Origin of the sequence: Aldersonia sp. NBC_00410, assembly GCF_026342035.1 — a bacterium.
Classification (GTDB): Bacteria; Actinomycetota; Actinomycetes; order Mycobacteriales; family Mycobacteriaceae; genus Aldersonia.
Genome location: NZ_JAPENM010000012.1, coordinates 1 through 23,711 on the forward strand (window position 1 = coordinate 1; position 23,711 = coordinate 23,711).

The 23,711-nt window shown below is 68.8% G+C and carries 23 protein-coding genes and 1 pseudogene; 16 read left to right on the forward strand and 8 right to left on the reverse strand.

Translation table 11 applies throughout. The features are described 5' to 3' along the window. The 4 genes from OG921_RS23145 to OG921_RS23160 all read left to right on the forward strand — a co-directional run. Positions 1–844: cbb3-type cytochrome c oxidase subunit I (locus OG921_RS23145; protein WP_266114900.1), on the forward strand; the 844-nt coding region annotated here is incomplete at its 5' end. Between the two features lie 156 nt (positions 845–1,000). Continuing rightward, on the forward strand, positions 1,001–2,230 hold the full coding sequence (serB, locus tag OG921_RS23150) for a phosphoserine phosphatase SerB (RefSeq protein WP_266114901.1): 1,230 nt from the start codon (positions 1,001–1,003) through the stop codon (positions 2,228–2,230). After that, positions 2,223–2,984: an aminoacyl-tRNA hydrolase gene (locus OG921_RS23155; RefSeq protein ID WP_266114902.1), complete on the forward strand. Its 762-nt coding sequence runs from the start codon at positions 2,223–2,225 to the stop codon at positions 2,982–2,984. The genes serB and OG921_RS23155 overlap by 8 nt, the downstream gene beginning before the upstream one ends. After that, positions 2,971–3,411 carry a TIGR03668 family PPOX class F420-dependent oxidoreductase gene (locus tag OG921_RS23160; RefSeq protein ID WP_266114904.1) on the forward strand — a complete coding sequence of 147 codons (441 nt, stop codon included), beginning with the start codon at positions 2,971–2,973 and terminating at the stop codon, positions 3,409–3,411. Before OG921_RS23155 ends, OG921_RS23160 begins: the two co-directional genes overlap by 14 nt. A 6-nt stretch (positions 3,412–3,417) precedes the next feature. Here OG921_RS23160 and OG921_RS23165 read toward each other — a convergent pair whose 3' ends face one another. From OG921_RS23165 to glgX, 3 genes and pseudogenes are all read right to left on the reverse strand, one after another. Continuing rightward, positions 3,418–4,611: a lipid-transfer protein gene (locus tag OG921_RS23165; protein ID WP_266114905.1), complete on the reverse strand. Its 1,194-nt coding sequence runs from the start codon at positions 4,609–4,611 to the stop codon at positions 3,418–3,420. Positions 4,612–4,736: 125 nt separating this feature from the next. Then, a pseudogene (locus OG921_RS23170) lies at positions 4,737–5,165 on the reverse strand (Zn-ribbon domain-containing OB-fold protein); the annotation flags it as partial. 114 nt (positions 5,166–5,279) lie between these two features. Beyond that, complete coding sequence (gene glgX / locus OG921_RS23175; protein ID WP_266114906.1) at positions 5,280–7,406, reverse strand: glycogen debranching protein GlgX; 2,127 nt, start codon at positions 7,404–7,406, stop codon at positions 5,280–5,282. A 51-nt stretch (positions 7,407–7,457) separates the two neighbouring features. On the opposite strand from glgX, the gene OG921_RS23180 reads away from it, so the two are divergent. From OG921_RS23180 to OG921_RS23200, 5 genes are all read left to right on the forward strand, one after another. Beyond that, the gene (locus tag OG921_RS23180; protein ID WP_266114907.1) at positions 7,458–8,282 is read left to right on the forward strand and encodes an ABC transporter ATP-binding protein; all 825 of its coding nucleotides are present in this window, start codon (positions 7,458–7,460) and stop codon (positions 8,280–8,282) included. Positions 8,283–8,317: 35 nt separating this feature from the next. Continuing rightward, on the forward strand, positions 8,318–9,130 hold the full coding sequence (locus OG921_RS23185) for an NUDIX domain-containing protein (protein ID WP_266114908.1): 813 nt from the start codon (positions 8,318–8,320) through the stop codon (positions 9,128–9,130). A 22-nt stretch (positions 9,131–9,152) separates the two neighbouring features. Further along, positions 9,153–9,932, forward strand: coding sequence for an enoyl-CoA hydratase/isomerase family protein (locus OG921_RS23190; protein ID WP_266114909.1), 780 nt, complete (start codon positions 9,153–9,155; stop codon positions 9,930–9,932). A gap of 77 nt (positions 9,933–10,009) precedes the next feature. Then, positions 10,010–11,011 carry a class I SAM-dependent methyltransferase gene (locus tag OG921_RS23195; RefSeq protein ID WP_266114910.1) on the forward strand — a complete coding sequence of 334 codons (1,002 nt, stop codon included), beginning with the start codon at positions 10,010–10,012 and terminating at the stop codon, positions 11,009–11,011. A gap of 39 nt (positions 11,012–11,050) precedes the next feature. Continuing rightward, the gene (locus OG921_RS23200; protein WP_266114911.1) at positions 11,051–12,217 is read left to right on the forward strand and encodes a class I SAM-dependent methyltransferase; all 1,167 of its coding nucleotides are present in this window, start codon (positions 11,051–11,053) and stop codon (positions 12,215–12,217) included. 9 nt (positions 12,218–12,226) lie between these two features. Here OG921_RS23200 and OG921_RS23205 read toward each other — a convergent pair whose 3' ends face one another. Then, complete coding sequence (locus tag OG921_RS23205) at positions 12,227–13,525, reverse strand: PQQ-binding-like beta-propeller repeat protein (protein ID WP_323182864.1); 1,299 nt, start codon at positions 13,523–13,525, stop codon at positions 12,227–12,229. 151 nt (positions 13,526–13,676) lie between these two features. Between OG921_RS23205 and OG921_RS23210 the strand changes: the two genes are divergently transcribed. Then, positions 13,677–14,456 (forward strand): acyltransferase, encoded by a 780-nt coding sequence (locus OG921_RS23210; protein WP_266114912.1) that lies wholly within the window; start codon positions 13,677–13,679, stop codon positions 14,454–14,456. A 63-nt stretch (positions 14,457–14,519) separates the two neighbouring features. On the opposite strand, the gene OG921_RS23215 is transcribed toward OG921_RS23210, so the two are convergent. Then, the gene (locus tag OG921_RS23215; protein WP_266114913.1) at positions 14,520–14,960 is read right to left on the reverse strand and encodes a VOC family protein; all 441 of its coding nucleotides are present in this window, start codon (positions 14,958–14,960) and stop codon (positions 14,520–14,522) included. 100 nt (positions 14,961–15,060) lie between these two features. Between OG921_RS23215 and OG921_RS23220 the strand changes: the two genes are divergently transcribed. Further along, a complete protein-coding gene (locus OG921_RS23220; protein ID WP_266114915.1) occupies positions 15,061–15,609 on the forward strand; it encodes a DUF1697 domain-containing protein in 549 nt (182 codons plus the stop codon). A 10-nt stretch (positions 15,610–15,619) separates the two neighbouring features. Here OG921_RS23220 and OG921_RS23225 read toward each other — a convergent pair whose 3' ends face one another. From OG921_RS23225 to OG921_RS23235, 3 genes are all read right to left on the reverse strand, one after another. Further along, positions 15,620–16,876, reverse strand: coding sequence for a glycosyltransferase family 4 protein (locus tag OG921_RS23225; RefSeq protein WP_266114916.1), 1,257 nt, complete (start codon positions 16,874–16,876; stop codon positions 15,620–15,622). Continuing rightward, complete coding sequence (locus OG921_RS23230; RefSeq protein WP_266114917.1) at positions 16,873–18,423, reverse strand: glycoside hydrolase family 57 protein; 1,551 nt, start codon at positions 18,421–18,423, stop codon at positions 16,873–16,875. The genes OG921_RS23225 and OG921_RS23230 overlap by 4 nt, the downstream gene beginning before the upstream one ends. Positions 18,424–18,485: 62 nt before the next feature. After that, positions 18,486–19,271, reverse strand: a complete 786-nt coding sequence (locus OG921_RS23235; RefSeq protein ID WP_266115062.1) for a bifunctional 2-polyprenyl-6-hydroxyphenol methylase/3-demethylubiquinol 3-O-methyltransferase UbiG — start codon at positions 19,269–19,271, stop codon at positions 18,486–18,488. 190 nt (positions 19,272–19,461) lie between these two features. Between OG921_RS23235 and OG921_RS23240 the strand changes: the two genes are divergently transcribed. The 5 genes from OG921_RS23240 to OG921_RS23260 all read left to right on the forward strand — a co-directional run bounded on the left by OG921_RS23240 (position 19,462) and on the right by OG921_RS23260 (position 23,664). Next, positions 19,462–20,247: an electron transfer flavoprotein subunit beta/FixA family protein gene (locus tag OG921_RS23240; RefSeq protein ID WP_266114918.1), complete on the forward strand. Its 786-nt coding sequence runs from the start codon at positions 19,462–19,464 to the stop codon at positions 20,245–20,247. A gap of 48 nt (positions 20,248–20,295) precedes the next feature. Further along, positions 20,296–21,252: an electron transfer flavoprotein subunit alpha/FixB family protein gene (locus tag OG921_RS23245; RefSeq protein WP_266114919.1), complete on the forward strand. Its 957-nt coding sequence runs from the start codon at positions 20,296–20,298 to the stop codon at positions 21,250–21,252. An 84-nt stretch (positions 21,253–21,336) separates the two neighbouring features. Next, positions 21,337–21,975: a nitroreductase family protein gene (locus OG921_RS23250; RefSeq protein ID WP_266114920.1), complete on the forward strand. Its 639-nt coding sequence runs from the start codon at positions 21,337–21,339 to the stop codon at positions 21,973–21,975. A 1-nt stretch (position 21,976) separates the two neighbouring features. Further along, complete coding sequence (locus tag OG921_RS23255; RefSeq protein ID WP_266114921.1) at positions 21,977–22,750, forward strand: nucleotidyltransferase domain-containing protein; 774 nt, start codon at positions 21,977–21,979, stop codon at positions 22,748–22,750. After that, positions 22,747–23,664, forward strand: a complete 918-nt coding sequence (locus OG921_RS23260) for a dienelactone hydrolase family protein (RefSeq protein WP_266114922.1) — start codon at positions 22,747–22,749, stop codon at positions 23,662–23,664. Before OG921_RS23255 ends, OG921_RS23260 begins: the two co-directional genes overlap by 4 nt. Positions 23,665–23,711: the final 47 nt, after the last annotated feature.

The following is a 23,711-nucleotide window of genomic DNA, read 5'->3' on the forward strand; positions in this document are numbered from 1 at the left end:
TGCCAGAAGGCTTCACGGCGCCGTGCTGCTGCCCTTCTTCTCGTTCATGACATTCCTCATCGCGGTGCCGACCGGTGTGAAGTTCTTCAACTGGATCGGCACCATGTGGAAGGGGCAGTTGACCTTCGAGTCACCGATGTTGTGGTCGGTCGGCTTCCTGGTGACGTTCCTTTTCGGTGGCCTGTCCGGTGTCATCCTGGCCAGCCCCCCGCTGGACTTCCACGTCACCGACTCGTACTTCGTCATCGCGCATTTCCACTACGTGCTCTTCGGCACCATCGTGTTCGCGACCTTCGCCGGCATCTACTTCTGGTTCCCGAAGATGACCGGTCGCATGCTTGACGAGCGCCTGGCGAGGTGGCACTTCTGGACCACGATTATCGGCTTCAATGCGACATTCCTGGTGCAGCACTGGGTGGGTGCCGAGGGCATGCCGCGTCGCTACGCGGATTACCTCCCGTCCGACGGCTTCACCGTGCTGAACTCGATCTCCACCGTCGGCGCGTTCGTCCTCGGTGCTTCGACGCTGCCGTTCGTCTGGAACGTCTTCAAGAGCTTCCGGTACGGCGAGGTCGTCACGGTGGACGACCCGTGGGGCTACGGCAACTCGCTCGAATGGGCGACGAGCTGCCCGCCGCCGCGGCACAACTTCTACGAGCTGCCCCGCATCCGCTCCGAGCGTCCCGCGTTCGAGCTGCACTACCCGCACATGGTCGAGCGGATGCGCGCCGAGGCGCACGTCGGTTTCGGCTCCGGGCACGGCACCGTCGACGCCCTCGAACGCGACCGAGTGCCGTTCGGCGACAAGGGCGACGACCACGCCGGCACCGATAGCACCATGTAGGACCGTTGCCGCGCGACGATACGACGGAAGGCCCCGCCGCGAGGCGGGGCCTTTCGCGTTCGCCCGGCAAGCAGTTGCGACAATGGTGCGCAGGGCTGTGCTCCGGCGGCGGTGTTGCCGCAGCGAGCCGGCGAACGATCGAACGGAGATGAGCGCGTGGGCACCCAGACGACTGTGCTGGTGACGGTCACCGGTGGCGACCGGCCCGGTGTTACCTCGGCGCTGTTTGCCTGCTTGACCCGCCACGATGTGAGCCTCCTCGACGTGGAGCAGGTCGTGATCCGGGGCCGGCTCACGCTTGGGGTGCTTGTCTCCTGCCCGAACGATCCGGAGGCGTTGCAGGAGCAGCTCGAGCAGGCGATGAGCACGGTCGATGTGACGGTCGAGGTGGCGATCGGGGTCGACCCGAAGCGTCGGATTTCCTCGACGCACGCGATCGTCATCCTCGGCAGCCCGGTGACGGCGAAGGCGTTCAGTGCCATCTCGCGCAAGCTCGCCGAACAGGGCGCCAACATCGACTCCATCCGGGGCGTCGCCGACTACCCGGTCACGGGCCTCGAACTCCTCGTCACCGCGCCGAATACCGGTGCCGACGGCGATGCGCTGCTGCGCACCGGGCTGGCCGAGGTGGCGGTGCGCGCCAACGTGGACGTCGCGGTCGAACGTGCGGGCCTGGCGCGGCGGGCCAAGCGCCTCATCGTGTTCGACGTCGACTCGACGCTGATCCAGGGCGAGGTCATCGAGATGCTCGCCGCCAGAGCGGGCGTGGAGGAACACGTCCGCGCGGTCACCGAGTCGGCGATGCGCGGAGAGATCGACTTCGGCGAATCACTGCGGCAGCGGGTTGCCACCCTCGCCGGTCTGGACGCGTCCGTCATCGACGATGTCGCGGGGGAGGTGCAGCTGACGCCGGGCGCGCGCACCACGGTGCGGACGCTGCGCCGGCTCGGCTATCACTGCGGTGTGGTCTCGGGTGGCTTCCGGCAGGTGATCGAGCCGTTGGCGCACGACCTCGAACTCGACTTCGTCGAGGCGAACATTCTCGAAATCGTGGACGGCAAAATCACCGGCCGGGTACTCGGCGAGATCGTGGACCGCGAGGGCAAGGCCGTTGCGCTGCGCCGATTCGCCGCCCAAGTGGGTGTGCCGATGGAGCAGACGGTCGCTGTGGGCGATGGCGCGAACGACATCGACATGCTCAACGCGGCCGGGCTCGGCATCGCCTTCAATGCAAAACCAGCGCTGCGCGAGGTGGCCGACACCGCGCTGTCGCACCCCTATCTGGACGCGGTGCTGTTCGTGCTGGGGGTGACGCGCGACGAGGTGGAGGCCGCCGACGCGGTGGACGGTCTGGTCCGCAGGGTCCCGCTGGAGCCAAGTGTCTGAGCAGGACTTCGTGTCCGAGCCGGCCGGGTTTGCCGTGCGGCACGCGGCGCTGGCCCGCGGTTACGGCCTCGCCGAGGATCCGGCCGATCCCGCTGCGGTACTGGCCATGCAGCTCGTGCTGCACCTGCCCAAGCAGGAACCGCCGCGGCGCAGTGCGATTCTCGAAGCGGCTGCCGCGGCGACGGTCGCGCTGTGCCTCGACGAGCGGGTCGGACCGGACGGCCCGTGGTTCGACGCCTTCGAGGCGTGGACCGCCGCTCGAATCCGCAAGATCGCTCGCCGTGCGCGTGGCGCGCACTGGCAGGCTGCCGGCGAGGTGCCCGGTGTCACGGCCGAAGTCGACGGTGCGCAAGTGCGTGCCCTCGTGCCGGGGCCGGTCGGCGAGGTCGACTCGCGCATCAAACGCCTGCAGATCGGCGGCACCGACCTCGAGCACGACGACCCAGGGCAGCCCGAGCGGGGCCTGCCGGTGCTGTGGATCAATCCGACCCTCGAAATGACGCTCGGCAAGGCCGCTGCACAGGTCGGGCATGCGGCGATGCTGCTCGTCGGGGCGCTGACCGTCGCACAGGCATGGGACTGGGCGCAGAGCGGGTTCCGCAGCGCGGTGCGTGGGGCGTCGGCGAACCAGTGGATCGCGTTGCAGCAGCTCGTCGGTCGCGGTCACGCTGTCGCAGTGCGCGACGCGGGCTTCACCGAGGTGGCGCCGGGTTCGATGACCGTGATCGCGGTGCCCGACCTTGGTCTCGCGTAGCGCGCGCGAACGGTTCGCCGCGGCACGCGTGGCGCGGCTCGCGACGGCGAGCGCCGCCGCGGTGCCGCATCTCGTGCCAGTCGTGTTCGCACTGGAAAACGACTACATCGCGCTCGCTGTCGACGCGAAGCCGAAGACGACCACCCGGCTGCGGCGGTTGGACAATATCGCCGCCACGGGCCGGGTGAGTCTGCTCGTCGACGCCTACGACGAGGACTGGAGCCAACTGTGGTGGGTACGGGTCGACGGTGTCGCCGACATCGTTGCGGCAGAACAACCGTCGGGGACAGCCGCGATCGACGCACTGGTCGCGAAGTATCCGCAGTACGCGCACGCCCGCCCCGCGGGCCCGGCGATCATTGTGCGCGACCTACGTTGGCGGGCCTGGGAATTCACCCCGCATCCCGGGGACCGGGACGCGGAGTGAACTCGGTCAGACCGCGACGATCACCGACGACCCGTGCCCGAACAGTCCCTGGTTCGCCGTAATCCCGACCCGAGCGCCCTCGACCTGTCGACCGTCGGCCTGCCCGCGTAGCTGCCAGGTGAGCTCGCAGACCTGAGCCAGCGCCTGCGCAGGCACGGCCTCGCCGAAGCAGGCCAGCCCGCCGGACGGGTTCACGGGAAGTCGGCCGCCGATTGTCGTGTCACCCGCACGAAGCAGGTGCTCGGCCTGGCCACGCTTGCACAGCGCGAGATCCTCGATCCAGTCGAGTTCGAGCGCGGTGGACAGGTCGTAGACCTCGGCGACGTCGACGTCCTCGGGGGAGATCCCGGCCTCCTCGTAGGCGGCGTACCCGATCGACTCCTTGAACGTCCGTTCCGGCGCCGGCACGGCGGCCGAGGAGTCGGTGGAGAAATTCGGCATGTCCATGACGGTCTGCGGGAAGGTCGGGGTGACCGTCGAAATTGCCTTGATCCGAACCGGATCCGTGAGGCCGTGCTTGCGCGCGTATTCCACCGAGGTGAGGATCAGTGCCGCTCCGCCGTCGGAGGTGGCGCAGATGTCGAGCAGGTGCAGTGGATCGGCGACCATCGCGGAGTTCAGCACGTCCTCGGCGCTGACCTCCTTGCGGTAGCGCGCATTCGGGTTGTTGAGCCCGTGGCGGGCGTTCTTCACCTTCACCGCCGCGAAGTCCGCGGGAGTCGCCCCGTAGAGGTCGATGCGGCGCCGCGCGTACAGCGCGAAGTAGCCCGGGTTGGTCATGCCCATCAACCGGAACCGAAGCCAGTCCGGGTCGTTCCAGCGCTCGCCTGCGTTCGGTGCGAGGAAGCCCTTCGGCGTGGTGTCCGCGCCGACAACCAGGGCGACGTCGGACAGTCCGGCCAGGATCCGCGCCCGCGCCGTGTCCAGTGCCTGGGCTCCTGTCGCGCACGCCGCGTACGATGTCGCCACCCTGGCGCCGTTCCAGCCGAGTGCCTGGGCGAAGGTGGCACCGGCGACGTAGCCGCCGTACCCGTTGCGGACCGTCTCGCCGCCGACAATCAGATCGACGTCGTTCCAGGCGATCCCGGAATCGGCAAGCGCGGCACGCGCCGCGGCGACACCGTAGTTGACGAACGGCTGTCCCCACTTGCCCCAGGCGTGCATGCCAACGCCGAGAATGGCAACGTCTTTCGAGCTCACGCGTCGGCTCCGTTCGAATCGGTGACATCGGCTCCGCTTCGCTGCGCGGTGACATCGGCTCCGCTTCGCTGCGCGGTGACATCGGCTCCGCTTCGCTGCGCGGTGACATCGGCTCCGCTTCGCTGCGCGGTGATCGGCTTCCAGCGCCAGATCGTTCGTACGCCCACCTCGTCCGTGTACAGCGGTTCCACCACGAGTTCCACCGGGCTGCCCACCTTCAGATCGGCGACGCCGTGTCCGTCGGCGACCTGGCCGAGCACCACGATGCCCTCCGGTAACTCGACGGCGGCCAGCGCGAACGGCTGGTACGGGTCGGTGTTCGAGATATAGGGCGCCGGTGGCTTGTACTGGGCATCGGTGTAGGACCACACCGTGCCGCGGCGGGACAGTTCGACGTCGTCGAACTCTTCGCCGGCACAACTCGGGTTCTTGCAGAAGGTCGTCTCGCGCGGGAAGGAGATCGTGCCGCACGCTCGGCACGACGTGCCGATCAGGGCAGGCGCCGGACCGGTGGTGAACCAGCCCTCGATGGCCGGTGTCGCGGTGTCGCTCATTCAAACCTCGTCTGGTCGGGACCGTCCGGCGGCGAACCGCCGAGACCAAAATGAAACGTGTTCTAGTATTGCACGCGCTTCCTGGTTTGTGATCCCCGGCACGTGCCGGCCGGATCAGGCCTGCGCGCGCAGCGCGAGCGCCACCGGACCGGTCAGCGTCAGTACCGTCCCCGGGGCCAGCGGGGTGCGGTCCGCGGGTGTGCCGTCCACAGCCGTCGAATCGAGTACCGGCTCCAGGACTCCGTCGAACCATTCGGGGGCGGCGAGGCAGATCTCGGCTGCGGGGCCGGAATGCAGGACGAGGCACCAGCTCGTGTCGGCGAGTGGTTCCCCCGCACCCGAGTGCGAGCGGACATCGGAACCATCCACCCACATCTGCAGCGTGCGGCGCGCATCGTCGTGCCAGGCCCCGTTGACCAACTCGGTGCCCTCCGCGCCGAACCACACCAGATCGGGATGGCCGGTGTTGGTGTGGCGGCCCTCGAAGAATTCCGGCTGACGCAGTGCGGGTGCGTCGCGACGCAGCGCGAGTGCCGCGGCCACGAAGGCGGTGTGCAGCGGATCCGCGGTAGACCAGTCGACCGGCCAGGAGTCGGCCACCGGAGTCCGTTCGCGCACGCAATAGGCGTTGTTGTTGCCCTGCTGGGTGTGCCCGAGTTCGTCTCCGGCCAACAGCATCGGGGTGCCGGTGGCGAGCAACAGCGTGGCCAGCAGCGCGCGCACATGCCGGGCGCGGGCCGCTTCCACCTCGGGGTCGTCGGTGGGGCCCTCGATGCCGTAGTTCACCGACAGATTGTTGTTGGAGCCGTCCCGGTTGTTTTCGCCGTTGGCCTCGTTGTGCTTGTGCGCGTAGGACACCAGATCGCGCGCCGTGAACCCGTCGTGCGCGGTGACGAAGTTGATCGAGGTCCACGTCCGCTGCTTGGGCCCGAAGAGGTCCGACGAGCCGGCCAGCCGGGACGCGACTTCGCCGATACCGTGGTCGCCGTTCCAGAACCTGCGCACATCGTCGCGGAACCGGTCGTTCCACTCCGACCAGGCGGTGCCGAACTTGCCGACCTCGTAGCCGGTCGGTGTCGCGTCCCACGGCTCGGCGATCAGCTTGGCGCGCCGCAACACCGGGTCGGCGCCGATCGCGCCGAGCAGTGGCGCGCGCTGGTCGAAGGACATCCCGCGGTCCCGGCCGAGTACCGACGCGAGATCGAACCGGAAGCCGTCGACGCCCATCCGTTCCACCCAGTAGCGCAGGCTGTCGCACACCATCCGCACGGTGGCCGGTGTGTACAGGTTGACCGTGTTGCCGCAGCCGGTGAGATCGACATCGAATCCGGTCGGGGTGAGCTGGTAGTAGCCGGGCGCATCGAGCCCACGCCAGGACAGCGTCGGTCCGTCCACCCCGACTTCGCAGGTGTGGTTGTAGACCACGTCGAGCAGCACCTCGATACCGCCCTCGTGCAGCCGGTCCACCATCGCGCGGAACTCGGGCACCTCGTGGCCCGGCACGCTCGCGTAGCCGGGGTGCGGGGCGAAGAATGCGGCCGTGGAATAGCCCCAGTGATTGCGCATGCCACGGGCGCGGACCGACGGCTCGCTCGCAAACGCCTGTACCGGAAGCAATTCGACCGCGGTGATGCCGAGGCCGGTGAGGTGGTCGAGCACCGCGTCCGAGGCGAGACCGAGGTAGGTCCCGCGTTCGCCGGGGGCAACATCGGGGTGACGCGCGGTGTAGGAGCCGACGTGCACCTCGAGGATGACCGTCTCTTCCCAGGGGGTCTCCAGCCGGTCGGCCGCTGCCATCGCCGGGGGGTCCGGCGTGACCACCGAGAGCGGCACGTGGCCGAGCGAATCAACCTCCGAGGGGGCGCCGAACGGGTCGCCTGCGTAACCGAGCAGCGCCTCGGCCTTGCCGAACCGGCCGCTGATCCGGCGCGCCGAGGGGTCGAGGAGCAGTTTGTTCGGGTTGAACCGCCGCCCGCGCCTTGGCGTCCACGGACCGTGCGCGCGGTAACCGTAGTGCGCGCCGTCCTCGACCCCATCGAGCGTGCCGTGCCAGACCCCGGCCGTCAGATGTGGCAGGTCCAGGCGATTTTCGCGGCCGGAGCCGTCGACGAAACACACCTGCACCCGTTCGGCCCGCGGCGCGTGGACGGCGAACTGCACGCCGTCGCGCACGCGCGAGGCGCCGAGTGGGAAGGGGGAGCCCGGACGAGGATTCGCGGCCGGAATCGACACGTGCGACACAACTGCCGATCCTGCCGTGAAACGCTTTGGGATGTGCGTAAAGATGAACGAGTGTCAGAACCCGATCCGGACTTGCTCATCGATTTCACCGACGTCCTCGTCCGGCGATCGGGGAACGTTCTCGTCGGTCCGGTCACCTGGCAGGTGGAGCTCGACGAGAAGTGGGTGATTCTCGGCCCGAACGGTGCGGGCAAGACGTCGCTGCTTCGGATCGCGGCCGCCCAGGTGCATCCGACCTCCGGTACCGCGCACCTGCTCGGTGAGGTACTCGGCCACGTCGATGTGAACGAGCTGCGCCCGCGTATCGGCCTGTCGTCGGCCTCGCTGGCGAGTCGGATTCCGCCTGACGAAAAAGTGAGCGACCTGGTGGTTTCCGCCGGCTACGGCGTGCTCGGCCGGTGGCGTGAGCGCTACGAGGCCATCGATACCGAGCGGGCCGTCGACATGCTGGAAAGTGTCGGTGCCGAGCATCTCGCGGAGCGGACCTACGGCACGCTGTCCGAGGGCGAGCGCAAACGGGTGCTGATCGCGCGGGCGTTGATGACCGATCCCGAGTTGCTGCTGCTCGACGAGCCGGCCGCCGGTCTCGACCTCGGCGGCCGCGAGGAACTCGTCTCGCGCCTCACCGATTTCGCCGAGGATCCCGACTCACCGGCAACCGTGCTCGTGACCCACCACGTCGAGGAGATCCCGATCGGGTTCACGCACGCCATGCTGCTCAAGGACGGCGTGGTTGTCGCGCAGGGTCTGCTCGACGACGTGCTGAACGAGGACAACCTGAGCCACGCATTCAGCCAGTCGATCGCGCTCGAAAACGCCGACGGCCGGTACTTCGCGCGGCGGAAACGGCGGCCGGGGCGTCACCGCACCCGCTGATCCTGATCGGCGCCGGGCCGGGCTACGGTGCACAAATGAGCGATTCCGTTCCGCAGCCCACCGGCGCACCCATCAAGGATGCATCCACCGTGATGCTGGTCCGCGACACCGATACCGGTGTCGAGATCTTCCTCGTACGCCGATCCAAGGGAATGGCGTTCGCCGCGGGCGTGACGGTGTTCCCGGGTGGCGGGGTCGACCCGACCGACGCGCACACCGAGCTCGACTGGGCCGGGCCGTCGCCGGCCTGGTGGGGCGAGCGGTTCGGTGTCGACGACAAGCGCGCCCAGGCGCTGGTCTGCGCCGCGGTGCGCGAGACGTTCGAGGAATGCGGAGTGCTGCTCGCGGGGCCCACCGCCGACACCGTCGTCGCCGACACCACCGGGTATCACGAGGCGCGCGGCCGGCTCGAGCGCCGCGAACTGAGCCTCAGCGAATTCCTGACCAGGGAGAAACTCGTGCTGCGCAGCGACCTGCTGCGCCCGTGGGCGCGCTGGATCACGCCGGTGATCGAGACGCGTCGCTACGACACCAACTTCTTCGTCGCCTTGCTGCCCGACGGACAGATCCCCGACGGTGCGACCACCGAGGCGGCCGAAGTGATGTGGCGGACCCCGCAGGCGGGGATTCAGGATTGGGTCGACGGCGACACCATGCTGATGCCGCCGACCTTCACCCAGCTCCACTCGTTATCCCAGTTCGAGAACACCGCCGGGATCCTCGCCGCCGAGCCGACGATCCAGACGATCGAGCCGACACTCGACACCTCCGGCCCGAAGTGGCGGCTGTCGTTCCCGGGCGAGGAAAACTACTACGCGGCGGGGGAACTGCCGCAGATCAGCCGCTAGCTCTCGCGTAACGTCGCGCGGCATGGCTGAATTCGTCACGGTCGAGGTCTCCGACGGCATCGGCACAATCCGGCTCGACCGGCCGCCGGTCAACGCGCTCGATCAGCAGGCCCGTCGCGAGCTCACCGCAGCAGCCCGGGAGGCCGCCGCGCATCCAGAGGTCCGCGCGGTCATCGTGTACGGGGGCGAGAAGGTGTTCGCCGCGGGCGACGATGTGGCCGAACTGGCAGAGTTGAGTGTCGCGCAGGTCCGTGCGATGACCGCCGATATGCAGGAAGCGCTCGGTGCGGTCGCGGCGATTCCGCAGCCGACCGTCGCCGCGATCACCGGGTACGCGCTCGGCGGCGGGCTCGAGATCGCGCTCGGCGCGGACCGGCGGATCATCGGCGACAACGTCCGGCTCGGGCTGCCCGAGATCCTGCTCGGCATCATCCCCGTCGGCGGCGGCACGCAGCGGCTCGCACGCCTGATCGGGCCGAGCCAAGCCAAGGACTTGATCTTCACCGGCCGGTTCGTCGAGCCGGACGAGGCCAAGCGGATCGGGCTTGTCGACGAGGTGGTCGCCCCGGACGAGGTCTACAACCGCGCACGCAGCTGGGCACAACAGTTCGTGTCCGGACCGGCACTGGCGCTGGCGGCAGCGAAGTCCGCCATCGACTCCGGCTTGGAGTCCGGGTTGGATGCCGGACTTGCGACCGAGCGACGCTTGTTCGCGGAGGTTTTCGACACCGCGGATCGTGTCGAGGGGCTGCGTTCATTCCTGGCGGACGGCCCGGGACGAGCCGCGTTCAGCGGCGGATAACGCCCTGCTACCAGCGGCGCAACCATCGCGGCAGGGAGCAGAACGATAACCGGTTCGTGACCGGTAGGCTGCCCTGCATGACTGCAAGCCCGAACGAGGCCCCTGGCCGGCCCGCGACCGCCGCGGACCCCGATCCGGCGCCGAATCCGCACGCCACCGAGGAGCAGGTGCAGGCGGCACTGAAGGACACCAAGCTCGCCCAGGTGCTGTACCACGACTGGGAAGCGGAGACCTACGACGACAAGTGGTCGATCTCCTATGACGAGCGCTGCATCGACTACGCGCGCGGCCGATTCGATGCAATCGCGGGTGAGCAGCAGCTGCCGTACCAGCGTGCCCTCGAACTCGGTTGCGGCACCGGCTTCTTCCTGCTCAACCTGATGCAGGGCGGCGTCGCGGAGACCGGTTCGGTAACCGACCTCTCGCCGGGCATGGTCAAGGTCGCCCTGCGCAATGCAGAGAACCTGAAGCTCCCCGTGGACGGGCGCGTCGCCGACGCCGAGACGATCCCGTACGAGGACAACACCTTCGACCTCGTCGTCGGGCATGCCGTGCTGCACCACATCCCGAACGTCCAGCAGGCGCTGCGCGAATGCCTGCGCGTGCTCAAGCCGGGCGGCCGGTTCGTCTTCGCCGGCGAGCCGACCACGGTCGGCAACTTCTACGCCCGCTGGCTCGGCCGCGCGACCTGGGCGGCCACCACCAAGGTGACCCGGCTGCCGTTCCTGAGCGACTGGCGCCGTCCGCAGGCCGAGCTCGACGAGTCCTCGCGCGCCGCCGCGCTGGAGGCCGTCGTCGACCTGCACACCTTCGATCCGTCCGAGCTCGAGCGCATCGCCCGCGCGGCGGGTGCGGTCGAGGCGAAGGCCAAGACCGAGGAGTTCGCGGCCGCGCTGTGGGGTTGGCCGGTGCGCACCTTCGAGTGCGCGATCCCGGAGGAGAAGCTCACCATGCGCTACCGCTTGACCATGTACCGCGCGTGGTTGGGCCTGAGCTGGCTCGACGAGAACGTCATGCGGCACGTCGTGCCGCGCTCGCTGTTCTACAACGCGATGATCACCGGCGTAAAGCCGCAATGATGACAGCCCTAAAGGCCGCCTGAACCGCCGAGCAACGCGGTGAGCTATTCGTTCGGCCGCGCCGACGTCACCTACCTGTCCGGTGCCGACGGCGCGGCCGCGCTCGTTACGGCGCAGGACCTGCCACTGACGAAAGCCTCCCTGCTGCGCGATATCGAGACCGCGCGGGCGCGGTTCGGCTCGCAGTCCGGTGCCATCGTCGAGACGGTTCGGTTGCGCCGCCGCGCACTGACCAAACTCGACGGCGCGGCACACTGGCTGCTCACCGACGACGCACTGCAGCAGGCGACGCCGAGCGCGGTCGCACGGCACCGCGCGGCGCGGCTGCGCGGGCACCGCGTGCACGACGTGACCTGCTCGATCGGCGCGGAACTCGCCGAACTGGTGCCGGTGTGCCCGATCGTGGTCGGTAGCGATCTCGACCCGGTGCGGCTGGCGATGGCGGCGGGCAACGTGCCGGGCGCCGGCCTGGTGCGGGCCGATGCGCTCGGGCCATGCACCCGCGCAACCGTGGTGCTGGCGGATCCGGCTCGGCGTGCGGACGGCTCCCGAACCCACGATCCGGCGAAGCTGCAGCCGCCGCTACCGGACCTCATCGAGGCCTATGCGGGTCGCGATCTCGTGGTGAAATGCGCGCCGGGCCTGGATTTCGACCGGCTCGACTGGCCTGGCGAGATCGAGGTGGTCTCGCTCGACGGCGCAGTCCGCGAGGCGTGCCTGTGGTCCCCCGGGCCGGCAGCGGGCGCGCGCAGGCGAGCCAGCGTCCTGGACAGTGACGGCACCGCCTGGGAGGTCACCGACGCGGAACCGGACGAACTCGAGCAACGACCGCCCGGCGCGTGGATCGTCAATCCCGACGGTGCGGTGGTGCGGGCCGGGCTGGTTCGCCATTACGGTGCGCGGCACGGGCTGTGGCAACTCGATCCGCGAATCGCCTATCTGACCGGGGACGCGGTGCCGCCCGGCGCGCGCGGCTTCCGGGTGTTGTCTCAGGTGAAGTTCGCCGAGAAGGCAATTCGTGCGGAGTTGTCCCGTCTCGACTGCGGTGCGCTGGAAATCTTGGTCCGCGGTGTGGACGTGGATCCGGATCGGCTACGGGCCAAGCTGAAACTGCGCGGCGCGATACCGCACGCGTTGATCGTGACCAGAATCGGCCGTACCGCCACCGCGTTCGTGTGCGCCGCGGCGCCGGGGCGGGGCGGTTGAGCCGCCGGTCTACTTGTAGACGAACAGTTCGCCGATATAGCTCGACGTGAGCACCTCGCCCTCGGGCCCGATCGACGTCCCGACGGTCACGCCATGCGCGTCGGGGAGGATATCGGAGGCGACGGTCTGTCCGGACTCGGTGTCGAAGGTCAGCAGTGCCAGATCGTGCGACCCGCTGCGCACGACGGTGTAACCGGTCGACCCGGCGGCGATCGCGGGTGCGCCCAGTTGGTCTTGGTCCTTGCGTTCCCAGGCGAGTTCGGCGTGGTCACCGCGGTCGCGTACGGCGAGAAGGTGTCCGTTCTCGCCGCCGGCGGGCACGATCAGGCCGTCCACCACGGCTGCGCTGCCCCAGGGGGCATAACCGAGGTCGTACACCCACTTCGTCGTGCCGTCCTGCGCGTCGACCGCGATGAGCCGGCGGTCGTTGTCGCTGACGTACACGGTCGAGCCGTCCTCGGACAGCGCCGGACTCGCGCCGCTGCCGTTGGCCAGCAGGTCCGCACTCCACTGCTGCTCGATGCGGGGGTTGTCGCCGCCGGTGTAGGTGAGCGCGACGAGAGAGGCGTTCTGTGCGCCGGGTCGCCAGGTGGTGACATAGAACCGGCCGGTGTCGAGGTCGATGGCCGGGGTGTTGGCCACCGGGCAGGCCGGCCCACCGGTCAGGCAGTCGGCCAGACCCGCACCGTCGGGTGTGACCGGCATGTCCGGTGTGGCCAGAAAATCGGGACGGCCAACCAGGTTCAGCGGTGCGGCCACCCGCTCGCCGGTCTGCTTGCTGACCACATCCACCTCGCCGAGGTGGGTCACGAACAGCACGTTGCCGTCCTCGGTGAACTGCGCGCCGAGCGGCGTGCCGACCACCGGGGTGCGCCAGCGGGGCTGGCCGTGCTCGTTGAACGAGTGCATCGCGCCGGCGTCGCCGACATAGATGTTGGTGGCGCCGTCGACCACCGGGGTGGAGGCGCTGACGCCTGCGTTCAGCTGGTTGCAGAACCGCTTGCGGCCGTTGTTCATCTGGAAGGAGAAAAGATTGCAGCCGGACGGGGTGTTCGAGGTGAGGAACATCTGCCCGTTTGCAGCGATCGCGGTGTAGGTGGCCACGGTGCCGCCGATCGGGCGCGACCAGTCCAACGCGAGCGTGCGGGAGCCCTCGACCGGGCTCGAGTTGCTGTTTCGGGCGTCGGAGTTCGCGCCCGGCCAGCCGCCCGCGGACAGGATGTTGGCGTCCGAGTTGTCCGGACTGCATGCCGCGCCGAGCAGGCTCGCCGCCGCGATCAGCGCCATTGCCGCGCTTCGATTCCCCAACAACCCCGTGCTCTCCTTCGTCCGGTTCGCTCGCACGAGACTAGCCCGGCGCCCGTGAGGCGCGGGTACCAGGCAAGGCGCTCGGGCGGCGAAAGTAGGCTGACCCGAACCGGACGTGGTCCGGAGTCGGTGAACGACGGGAGGCACGACAATGACGAGCATGTGGGGGGCGCCGCTGCGCTCGCGATGGCGTGGCTCGCGTCGCCACGACAACGATCAGGCACGCTTTCTGACCGCCGCCTCGCTGCGCTGGGTGCTGGCGAACAAGGCCTACACGCCGTGGTACCTCGTTCGCTACTACCGGCTCGTCAAGTTCAAACTCGCGAACCCGCATGTGGTGCTGCGCGGCATGGTCTTCCTGGGCCGCAATGTGGAGATCCACGCGACGCCGGACCTGGCCCGGCTCGAGATCGGCCGCTGGGTCCATATCGGCGACGGCAACGCGATCCGCTGCCACGAGGGTTCGCTGCGCATCGGTGACAAGGTCGTGTTCGGCAAGGACAACGTCGTCAACGCCTACCTCGACATCGAGATCGGCGCGTCCACCCTGGTCGCCGACTGGTGCTACATCACCGATTTCGACCACAAGATGGACGACGTGACGATGCCGATCAAGGACCAGGGCATCGTGAAGTCGCCGGTCCGGATCGGCCCGGACACCTGGATCGCCGCGAAGGTCACCGTGCTGCGCGAGACCCGGGTCGGCCGCGGTTGCGTGCTGGGCGCACACGCGGTGGTCAAGGGCGATATCCCGGACTTCAGCATCGCCGTCGGGGCACCCGCGCGGGTCGTGAAGAACCGCAAGGAGGCCTGGGAGGCCGGCGCCGAGGATCGCGCGAAATACATTGCGGCGCTGGAAGATATCGCGCGAAAGAAGGCCGCCACAGGTGACGCGGTGAGCGTCGGCGGCACCGTCAACGGCAGCGCCTGAACGCGCACCTCTTGCGAGCAGCGCGCATGCCCGGGCGTGCGCGCACACCGGAACGGATGCGCGTCAGCCGAGCTGCTCGAACAGCGACACGATGATCCCTTCGGGCCCACGCACATAGGCCATCCGCACGCTGTTCTCGTACTCGCCGATGCCGCCGATGAGCCCGTACCCGTCCGCAGCCACCGCGTCCACGGCGGCTTGGAGGTCGCCGACCTCGAAGGACACGTTGCGCAGCCCAACCTCATTGGCCATCGCCGTCGGCGATCCGGGCACGTGGTCGGGGGTGAAAAAGGTCGCGAGCTCCAGTCGGGACCCTCCGCCGGGCGGCCGCAGCATTGTGATCTCACAGTGCGCGCCGGGGATACCGCAGACGGTCTCCACGAACTCGCCCTGCACGGATCCGGTGCCCTCCACCTCGAGACCCAGTCCGACGAAGAACGCGGTTGCCGAGTCGAGATCGGCGACGGTGATGCCGATGTGGTCGAAACGTTGCACGTGAGCCATGGATCCATCCTGCAATGGTTGCCTTGCCGCTTCGATGCCGGGACCGAGCCCGGGGCCGGGATCTCGCTTGCCGGAGCAGAAGATGCTTAACATTCGCGGCATGACGCGGTACGCGGCTCTCCTTCGAGGCATCGCGCCGAGCAATCCGAACATGACCAACGACAAGTTGCGGGCGGTGTTCGACGGGCTGGGCTTCGCGAAGGTGACCTCGGTGCTCGCCAGCGGAAACATCGTGTTCGGCGCGGACGAGCAGGACACGGCGCTGTTGGAGACTCGTATCCAGGAGGCGTTGCAGACCGAGCTCGGCATCGGCGGCGCCACCATCGTCCGCAGTCACGCCGAACTGCGTGCGCTACTGGACATAGACCCGTTCCCGGGACTGACACACGGCCGCAGTACCTATCTGATCGCGACGTTTCTCCGGGACGGTGCACAGTCCGATCCCGGCAAGCTGCCTGCCCCGGAGTCTGCGGGCGCCCGCATCGTTGGCTACGACCCCGCGGCGCGGGCGCTGCTGGCGGTCGTCGACAACAGCGAGCCGGGCAAGGCGTCCAAATTCATGGCGTTGTTGGAGCGCACCTACGGCACGGACATCACGACGCGAAGCTGGCTGACGGTGCAGCGCATCGTCACCAAACTCGAGTCGTGACGCTGCCGATTCAGGTACCCGGATCCCGTTCCGGCAGTGGGCGTTCCACGATGTGGGGTCGGCCGAGCGGATGGCGAACCCGGCGCTTGGCGGCGTGGTGGACCTGCGCGGTTTCCTCGGCGACGACGTGCCAGTCGAAGTCTTCGGTGAGTCGTTCGCGGGCGGCGCGGGCGCGCAGCTGCGCGGCGGCCGGGTCGTCGAGTACCTCGCGCGCGGCCGAGGTCAGCCCGGCGACGTCGCCGGGCAGGAACGAGAGCCCGGTTTCGCCGTCGACGACCGCCTCGCCGAGCCCGCCCGCAGTGGACGCGATGAGCGGGGTACCGGCGGCCGCCGCTTCGAGGGCGATGATGCCGAACGGTTCGTAGCGGCTGGGCAGCACGATCGCGTCGGCGCCGTGCAGCCAGCCGAGCAGCTCCTCGTGGCCGAGATTGCCGACGAACGACACCGACCGCGCGACTCGATACTGCCGAGCGAGCTCGCGCAGCCACGCGATCTGGGTGCCCTCGCCGGCGATGGTGAGCGTGGTACCGGGATGAGTGCGACGGATCCGGGGCAGCGCCGCGATCGCGTCCTGAATGCCCTTCTCGTACTCGAGCCGGCCGACGTAGAGCAGCTTGGGCGGTCCGCTGCGCGGCTGCCGTTCGCGGTAGCGCCAGGTCGCGACGTCGATCCCGTTGCGGATCACCGTGACGTGCGCGAGGTTCGGGCCGTAGAGCCGGGTCACCTCGTCGCGCATCGAACCCGAGCAGGTGATGAGCGCATCGGACTCGTTGGCCAGCCACCATTCGACGGAGTGGACCTGGCGGTTCACCTTGCCCGCGACCCAGCCGCTGTGCCTGCCCGCCTCGGTGGCGTGCAGCGTGGAGACCAGCGGCACGTCGAAGTGTTCGGCCAAGGCGATCGCGGGATGGGCGACGAGCCAGTCGTGGGCGTGCACCACGTCGGGTTGCCAGGCCGGTCCGACGCCGGGCTTGCCGAGCGCGATTCCGGCGCGCACCATCGCGTGACCCATCGCGAGCGTCCAGGACAGCATGTCCTCGCCGAAGCGGAACTCGTGCGGATCCTCGGCGACCGCGACCACCAGCACGCCCTCGGCGACATGGCTGAACGTCGGATGGGTCAGCGCGTCCGTGCCGCTCGGGCGACGGGAGAGCACGACGACCTCGTGCCCGGCCGCGGCGAGTTCGGTGGCCAGATGATGGACATGCCGACCGAGCCCGCCGACGACGACGGGCGGGTACTCCCACGAGACGATCAGGATTTTCATGCGGTCTCCCTGCAGGCATCATCGTCCGGCAGGCGCCGCGCGTCGAGTTGGGGGAACAACCCGTCGGCGATCGCCCAGCCCTGGGCGAGCCGCAACGCACGTTCCCGGTGCCCCGACGCGGTGGCCGCGCAGATCTCACGGACGGCGTGCGCGTGCAGGTGGGCGCGGTCGCGAGCGTATCCAGCGGCGGAGTCCTTGCTCACCATGAACGCCCAGTCGCTCGATATCGCGAGCAGCGCCTCGCGCAGGATCTGGTCGTTGACCGGGTCACGCAGTTCCACGCGCCGGCCGCGGTGCCGCAATTCCATTCCGCCTTGCGGGTCGCGGGCCTTGTCGACGGTGTCGAGGGCGAGCCGGACGACCTCGTCGTTCAACTCGACGAGGTCGTTGACCTGGTCACCGGCCCACACCCGCCAGTCCTTGCCCGAACCCCAGGACGAGGCGCCGAGTTCGAACGGTTCGCCGACGTAGCCCGCGTGCCGGGCGTCGGCGAGCGTACCGACGGTGATGCCTGCCTCCGGCAGAGCGCGCAACACCTGTTCGAGCCACTGCGGGCCCTCATGCCACCAATGCCCGAACAGTTCGGTGTCGAACGCCGCCACCACGAGCGCGGGCCGGCCGATCCGTTCCGATTCGCTGCGCAGCCGCTTGCGTACGGTCGCGACGAAATCCTCGACGTGCCGCGCAATCGCTGCGGAGGCGAGTTCCGGGTCGTAGGGCGCCTTGTCCGGGCCGGCGACCTTTCGTCCGGTAACCCGGGAAGGCTTGAGTCCGGTGCGGTGGTCGTAGGTGTGGAAGTCGCGGTAGGAGCCGTGGCCCGGATACCCCGACTTCGGTGACCACACCCGGTAGCTGACCTGAAGGTCACGCCCGAACGCGACGACGTCCGAGTCGCGCACCGGCCGGCCGAGCGAGGTGTCGCCGCGCAGCGCGGGACCGTCCACCATGAAGTGGCCGACCCCGGCCGCGGCGTAGCCGGTTTCCATGCCCGGCGAGTAGCCGCACTCCGGCGCCCAGATTCCCGCAGGCAGCCGGCCCCACCGGTGCTGCGCGTCGGCCAGTCCTTCCGCGAGCGAGAACGCGCGCATCCGGGGGTCGAGCAGGGGCTGGAACGGGTGTGCGAGTGGTCCGCCGAGCATCTCGATGGCGTTCGCGTCGATCAGTTCGCGGAAGACGGGCGAGGCGCCGTGCCGCCAGCGCTGCTCGAAGTCGGCGATCGCCTCGGCCGCGGCGCGGTGCTCGCGAGCGCCGAGATCGCGTTGGGTCGGTTCGGTCCCGAGCGCGGCCTCGTGCGCGCGCAACTGCCAGTTTCCGAGCCAGTGGTGCATGCCCGCCAGACAATGCGGGTCGTCGAGTTGGGCCGCGAGTACCGGTGTGATGCCCAGCGAGAGCAGGCCCGTGCGTCCTTCGGCGGACAGCGTGCGCAGCACCCGTGCGACCGGCAGGTAGGACGCCGCCCAGGACTGGTAGAGCCACTCCTCGCCGACCGGCCAGCGGCCGTGGTTGGCAAGCCAGGGCAGATGCGAGTGCAGCACGAGGCTGAACATGCCAGGCACGGAGCCTGCGGAGTGCCCATGTGACTGCGCGGGTGCTGAGGTGGAACGGGGACTCACGGTCGTACCGCGATCGCGACCAGGTCGAGGCTGGCGTCGATATCGTCCTCGCGCAGTTCGAAGTCGGCGATGGTGATTCCCGAAACGTCGGCGGTCAGGTCGTCGGGCCATGGCTCGCCGGCGAGAGCCCGTTCGATCTGTGCGTCGATGAACGAGCCGCCGTGTTTGGCGTCGAGGGTGCGCAGCGAGGCGGCGTGGTGCACGCCGGTCATCGTCGTGACCGAGAGCCCGGCCTGCTCGAGCAGTTCGGTGAGTTCGGCGGCATTGAGTTCACGCGTGTGGAACGGGTTGAGGGGGGTGTCGCGGCCGGGGGAGAAGGTGATCCGGTTCGGCGTGCTGACGAGCAGTTGCCCACCGGGGCGCAACACCCGTCGGCACTCCTGCAGGAACTGCAATTGATCCCAAAGGTGTTCGATCACTTGGAAATTCACCACCACGTCGACGGATTCGTCGGGTAGCGGCAGGCTGGCCAGGTTGCCGTGCAGCATTTCCACGCGGGGGTAGCGCGCCCGGATGTGCTCAACGGCGCTGATGTCGTAGTCGAGGCCGATGACCTTGTTGGCGACGTCGGCGATCATGTCCGCGCCGTAGCCCTCGCCTGCCCCGGCTTCGAGCACCTCGCGACCCGTGCAGTGGGAGAGCAGTGCGCGGTAGACCACCTCGTGCCGGCGGAACCAGTAGTTCTCCTCGGCGATGCCGGGCACGGTTCGCTCGCCGGTCAGCGGTAGCGCCTGCGCTACCGCATTCTCGGCCGTATCGCGGATGGTGTCATTGTTCACAATTGCCTCTCCCACAGCGCAGACGTTAGGCCATCGGGGTATGCCTCGGTGCAGCCGAGATCCCTCTTGGCGAATAAGTTACTCGCGGGTAACTTGACATACGGTAATCTGCGCGGTGAGCCAACGGGCGCCCGAACTGCGCCGGTGCTGCCCGACACCCGTTACAGCAACTACAGGAGGTCGACGGAGACCCATGCCAAATATCGTCGTACTGATCAAGCAGGTTCCCGATACGTGGTCCGAGCGCAAGCTGACCGACGGTGATTACACCCTGGACCGCGAGGCGGCCGATGCCGTGCTCGACGAGATCAACGAGCGCGCCGTCGAGGAAGCGCTGCTGATCAAGGAGGCGCAGGGCGGCGAGGTCACCGTGCTGACCGCCGGTCCGGACCGTGCCACCGACGCGATCCGCAAGGCGCTGTCGATGGGCGCCGACAAGGCCGTGCACGTCAACGACCCGGCCATCCACGGCTCGGATGCCATCCAGACCGCCTGGGTGCTCGCCGGCGCGATCGGCCAGATCGAGGGCGTCGAGCTCATCATCGCGGGCAACGAGGCGACCGACGGCCGCACCGGGGCCGTGCCGGCGATCATCGCCGAGTACCTGGGCATCCCGCAGCTCACGCACCTGCGCAAGCTGACCCTGGAGGGCGAGACGCTTACCGGTGAGCGCGAGACCGACGAAGGCATCTTCCATCTCGAGGCGAGCCTGCCCGCGATCGTGAGCGTCACCGAGAAGATCAACGAGCCGCGGTTCCCGTCCTTCAAGGGCATCATGGCCGCGAAGAAGAAGGAAGTCACCACCTTCACCCTCGCCGACCTGGGCATCGACCCGGAGACCGTCGGTGTGGGCAACGCGGGGAGCTCGGTCACCGCGGCGACCCCGAAGCCGGCCCGCACCGCAGGCGAGAAGGTCGCCGACGAGGGCGACGGTGGCCAGAAGGTCGCGCAGTACCTGATCGGTCAGAAGATCATCTGACGCGCACCCGACGAACCAACACTTTCGACTTCGTAGGAGACCAGAACAATGGCAGAAGTACTTGTGCTCGTCGAGCACGCAGAGGGTGCGATCAAGAAGGTCAGCACCGAGCTCATCACGGCCGCCCGCGCACTGGGTGAGCCGTCCGCGGTGGTCCTCGGACCGGCCGGCACCGCCGACAAGCTGGCGGATGCGCTGAAGGAGGCGGGCGCGGAGAAGATCTACGTCGCCGAGTCCGATGCCGTCGAGGGCTTCCTCGTGACCCCGAAGGTCGACGTGCTCGCCGGCCTGGTCGAGTCGGCGAGCCCGGCTGCGGTCATCGCCGCGGCCAGCGCAGAGGGCAAGGAGGTGACCGGTCGTCTCGCCGCCCGGATCGGCTCCGGTCTGCTCAACGACGTCATCGACGTCAAGTCCGACGGCTCGGCCCTGCACTCGATCTTCGGCGGTGCCTTCACCGTCGACGCCAAGGCCAACGGCGACGTTCCGGTGATCTCGGTGCGCCCGGGTGCCATCGACGCACAGCCGCAGGCCGGCGCGGGCGAGCGGGTCGACGTCGAGGTTCCGGCTCAAGAAGAGGGTGTCGTCAAGATCACCTCGAAGGACCCGGTCGCCGGTGGCGACCGTCCGGAGCTCACCGAGGCGACCGTGGTCGTCTCCGGTGGCCGTGGTGTCGGCAGCGCCGACAAGTTCTCGGTCGTCGAGGAACTCGCCGATTCGCTCGGTGCCGCCGTCGGCGCCTCGCGTGCCGCGGTCGACTCGGGCTACTATCCGGGCCAGTTCCAGGTCGGCCAGACCGGCAAGACCGTGTCGCCGCAGCTCTACATCGCGCTCGGTATCTCCGGTGCCATCCAGCACCGTGCGGGTATGCAGACGTCGAAGACCATCGTCGCCGTGAACAAGGACGAGGAGGCGCCGATCTTCGAGATCGCCGACTTCGGCATCGTCGGCGACCTGTTCAACGTCGCGCCGCAGCTGGCCGAGGCGGTCAAGAAGCACAAGGGCTGAGCAAACCTCATCCCTGTACGGGCCCCGACCACGTCATGTGGTCGGGGCCCGTTCTCGTTTTCGGTGAAGGCTATCGTCGGTTTCATGGACTTCGACGAGGTAGCCACGACAACCCGCGCCGTACGCAAGCGGCTGGATCTGGACCGTCCGGTGGAGCCGGAACTCATCAACGAATGCCTGCGCATCGCGACCCAGGCGCCGACCGGGTCGAACAGTCAGGGCTGGCGGTTCGTGGTGGTGACCGATCCCGATAAGCGCAAGGGCCTCGCGGACTGCTACCGGGTCGGCTGGAACGGGTCCTATCGCGGCGGTGACGCGGCGACCGGGCGGGCGTCGGATGATCAGGCGCAACAGACCCGGGTTCGCTCGTCGGCGCAGTATCTCGCCGACAACATGGAACGCGTTCCGGTGCTGGTGGTGCCCTGCCTGGTCGGCCGGCCGGTCGCGGACTCGACCGCGGCGTGGGCGGGCTTCCTCGGTTCGATCATCCCCGCGGTGTGGTCGTTCCAACTCGCGCTGCGCAGTCGCGGTCTCGGATCCGCGTACACCACGTTGCACCTGGCAGACGAGGCGAAGGCCGCACAGCTCCTCGGCCTCCCGGACACGGTCACCCAGGTGGCGTTGATCCCGGTGGCCTACACCATCGGCACCGATTTCAAGCCCGCGGTCCGGCGCCCGGTCGAGGAGATCACCTACTGGAACGGCTGGAAAGCCACGCGCTGAGATGGACCCCGGGGCGCTGGACGGCGAGGCGTTCGCCGAGCGCATCGCGGACGAGCTGTTCGCCCTCGACGGGATCGAGGCGGTGGCGCTCGGCGGTTCCCGGGCGGCGGGCACGCACCGGCCGGACAGCGACTGGGATTTCGGGCTGTACTACCGCGGCGCGTTCGACACCGAGCAGATCCGCGGGCTCGGCTACGACGGGCAGGTCTTCGCGCTGGGCGCGTGGGGTGGCGGAATCTTCAACGGCGGCGCGTGGCTGACGGTCGATGATCACAAGGTCGATATCATCTACCGCGATCTCGAAATGGTCGAGCGCGAACTCGTCGAGGCCGAGGCCGGACGGTTCCACCGTGAGGCGCTGCTGTTCCACATCGCGGGGATCCCGTCGTATCTCGTGGTGGCCGAGCTCGCGATCAACCGGGTCTTGCGCGGTGCGTTGCCGCGCCCGGAGTACCCGGAGGCGCTTCGGCGCAGCGCGCCACCGGTGTGGCGGATGACCGCGGACATGCTCATCGACTACTTGCGGACCAACGTCGTGCCGCGGGGGCAGCTGTCCGAATGTGCCGCGCTGCTGACCTGCGCGGCGATCTGCGTCGGGCACGAGGTGCTCGCCGCGCGCGGCGAGTGGTGCGTCAACGAGAAGCGACTACTCGACCGCGCCGGGCTGCGCGCAATCGACGAGATCATTGCGCGACTCCGCCCCGATCCGCAGGCATTGGCGCGTAGCGTGAATGACGTTGCGCAGCTTTGCCGTATCGCGAGGGAAGCCCGATGACACCGTTGCAGCAGTACATCGCCGAAGAGATCGCCGTCGATCATGCCGACGGGTTGATGAATCGCCGGGAGGCGATGCGCCGCCTCGGCCTGCTCGGGTTGAGTGTGGCCGCCGCGTCGTCCCTGCTCGCGGCCTGTAGTTCCGACGACGGCGATTCCGCGGCAACGGCCAGTGCCAGCACACCGCCCGAATCGACGCCGGATGCCGCGGCCGAGCCGCCCGGAATGGCGGACGCCGTTGCGACCGAGGCGATTACGTTTGCCGGACCGAACGGTGAATTGCAGGGCGCATGGGCCGCGGCGAGCGATCCGCGCGGTGCGGTGCTGGTGATCCACGAGAACAAGGGGCTGACCGACCATATCCGTTCGGTGGCAGGACGATTCGCCGGCGCCGGGTACTCCGCGCTGGCCGTCGACCTGCTGTCCGAGGAGGGCGGTACCGCCACTTTCGCCGATCCGGCCGAGGCGACCGCGGCCCTGGGTCGTACGCCGCCGGAACGATTCGTCGGCGACATGAAGGCCGGTGTCGACGAGTTGGAACGTCGTGTCCCCGGTGCGAAGGTCGGGCAGATCGGATTCTGCATGGGCGGTGGGCTGACCTGGCGGATGCTCGCCTCCAACGAGCCTCGGCTCGCCGCGGCCACACCGTTCTACGGGCCGATGCCGGAGAACGCGGATTTCACCGGCTCCGACGCGGCGGTGCTCGGGATCTACGCGGCGCTGGACGACCGCGTCAATGCGTCGCGGGACGCGGCCGAGGCCGCACTGACCGCGGCGGGACTCACCCACGAGATCGTCACCGAACCCAACGCCAACCACGCGTTCTTCAACGACACGGGCCCGCGCTACGAACCGACTGCGGCGGCGGACGCCTGGGACCGCGTCTTGGACTGGTTCGGGCGCTACCTGGGGTAACTCGGGCAACTCCGCTGCGTGCACCGTTAACCGAAGCTGCATCGACA

Bases quoted from the DNA above. Each gene is read 5' to 3' on its own strand.
- OG921_RS23185 (WP_266114908.1), top strand. From the start codon at position 8,318: ATGAGCGATTCCGTTCCGCAGCCCACCGGCGCACCCATCAAGGATGCA.
- OG921_RS23190 (WP_266114909.1), top strand. From the start codon at position 9,153: ATGGCTGAATTCGTCACGGTCGAGGTCTCCGACGGCATCGGCACAATC.
- OG921_RS23195 (WP_266114910.1), top strand. From the start codon at position 10,010: ATGACTGCAAGCCCGAACGAGGCCCCTGGCCGGCCCGCGACCGCCGCG.
- OG921_RS23210 (WP_266114912.1), top strand. From the start codon at position 13,677: ATGACGAGCATGTGGGGGGCGCCGCTGCGCTCGCGATGGCGTGGCTCG.
- OG921_RS23215 (WP_266114913.1), bottom strand. From the start codon at position 14,960: ATGGCTCACGTGCAACGTTTCGACCACATCGGCATCACCGTCGCCGAT.
- OG921_RS23220 (WP_266114915.1), top strand. From the start codon at position 15,061: ATGACGCGGTACGCGGCTCTCCTTCGAGGCATCGCGCCGAGCAATCCG.
- OG921_RS23225 (WP_266114916.1), bottom strand. From the start codon at position 16,876: ATGAAAATCCTGATCGTCTCGTGGGAGTACCCGCCCGTCGTCGTCGGC.
- OG921_RS23230 (WP_266114917.1), bottom strand. From the start codon at position 18,423: ATGTTCAGCCTCGTGCTGCACTCGCATCTGCCCTGGCTTGCCAACCAC.
- OG921_RS23240 (WP_266114918.1), top strand. From the start codon at position 19,462: ATGCCAAATATCGTCGTACTGATCAAGCAGGTTCCCGATACGTGGTCC.
- OG921_RS23245 (WP_266114919.1), top strand. From the start codon at position 20,296: ATGGCAGAAGTACTTGTGCTCGTCGAGCACGCAGAGGGTGCGATCAAG.
- OG921_RS23250 (WP_266114920.1), top strand. From the start codon at position 21,337: ATGGACTTCGACGAGGTAGCCACGACAACCCGCGCCGTACGCAAGCGG.
- OG921_RS23255 (WP_266114921.1), top strand. From the start codon at position 21,977: ATGGACCCCGGGGCGCTGGACGGCGAGGCGTTCGCCGAGCGCATCGCG.
- OG921_RS23260 (WP_266114922.1), top strand. From the start codon at position 22,747: ATGACACCGTTGCAGCAGTACATCGCCGAAGAGATCGCCGTCGATCAT.